Source organism: Rhizorhapis suberifaciens, from assembly GCF_014200045.1.
GTDB classification, from domain to species: Bacteria; Pseudomonadota; Alphaproteobacteria; order Sphingomonadales; family Sphingomonadaceae; genus Rhizorhapis; species Rhizorhapis suberifaciens.
Genome location: NZ_JACHOV010000032.1, coordinates 1 through 1,578 on the forward strand (window position 1 = coordinate 1; position 1,578 = coordinate 1,578).

General features: G+C 61.7%; 1 protein-coding gene. It reads right to left on the reverse strand.

Annotated features, from left to right (window positions below):
• Positions 1-323: 323 nt before the first annotated feature.
• Entirely contained in the window at positions 324-1,322 is a 999-nt protein-coding gene (locus tag HNQ99_RS16375; protein ID WP_184477640.1) for an aldo/keto reductase, read from the reverse strand.
• Positions 1,323-1,578 lie beyond the last annotated feature (256 nt).

The window sequence follows — 1,578 nt, forward strand, 5'->3', positions numbered from 1 at the left end:
CGGCTGTACTCTAGGACGTCGATACATTGGCGGCGGCATCGGCATAGCCAATGCGCTCACCTTCGGACGCGTGGCCGGAGAAAGCGCGGCGAAAGAGTGCGCCACGCACCGCGCTTAGGGGGGCCGGCTAAGCCCCGTGACGGATAGAAAAGCTGGAGGGAACGGCGCAGGCGCATCGCGGACGGAGAATAGGACAAGCAGCGCCAGCCCCAGCAGGATCGGGCCGAGGATCGTCATGATCCCCCCAGAAAGCACCCGGCATGTCGACGCTCCTTGATGTTCGTTCGTCGGCGGCCAACGAAACATCGCTGCGGCCGATCCGCCTATATATTCACCCCCTTCATCTGCTCTGGACCATATCTCGGTCCCGCGGTGCCGCCGACCGGGGCGGCCGCGTTTAGGCTGGCGATATCATCGGCCGTGAGCTCGAGATCGACAGCGGCCATGCTGTCCTCCATCGTCACGCGGCGCTTGGCGCCGGGAATGGGAACGATGTCATCGCCCTGGGCGAGCAGCCAGGCGAGCGCGACGCGGGCGGGAGATACGCCATGCCTGGTTGCGACCTGCCTCACCGCTTCCACGATCTTGAGGTTGGCGTCGAAGTTGCCCTCTTGGAGGCGCGGTTCGCTCGACTTTCGGTAATCACCATCAGCGATGTCGTCGCGCGAGGAAAATGCGCCGGTCAGAAAGCCACGGCCAAGTGGCGAAAAAGGAACGACGCCAATGCCGAGTTCGCGCGCGACCGGCAGGATATCGGTTTCCACGTCGCGTTCCCAAAGCGAATATTCGGGCTGAAGCGCGGTCACCGGATGGACCGCATGGGCACGACGGATCGTGTTCGGGCCCGCTTCGGACAGGCCGATGTGGCGGATCTTTCCTTCCCTGACGAGCTCGGACATTCCGCCAATGGATTCCTCAATCGGCGTGTTGGGGTCGACGCGATGCAAGTAGAAGAGGTCGATCGTATCGACGCCGAGCCGCTTGAGGCATCCCTCGCAGGCGCGGCGGGCGTTGGCCGGGCTGCCGTCTAGCCCGTAACCGCCCTCCTCGACCCGGAAAACGAATTTGGTCGCAATCACGAGACCCTCGCGCCGGCCCTTGATGGCGCTGCCGAGCAGTTCCTCGTTCAGGTACGGACCGTAGACCTCGGCCGTGTCGAAAAAGGTGACGCCAAGATCGATCGCACGGTGGATGGTGGCGATCGCCTCACCCTCATCGACCGCACCATAGACACCCTGCGAACCCCAAAAACCAGACATTGGCATGCAGCCAAGGCCGAGCGCGGATACCTTCAGGTCACGGCCGAGGGTGCGGTATTTCATCGGAACTCTCCTTCATGGCGCTTGATCGTTGCGGATCATCCTATAACGCCTCCAAACCCAAACCAACCCCCTGACGCGCCAGGTGGAACTTCTCCCGATAGGGAGCATCTAGAGCAACGAGCCATTAATCTGCAACATACCCAGCGTGTTTGAGATAATTTCAGCATTCGTCTGAGGAGTAGAGTTCGCAGATTGAGCCGACAGCTTGCCACAGGGCATCGATGGTCCTGGCTTTGGCCTTTCGCAGATGTGCTTT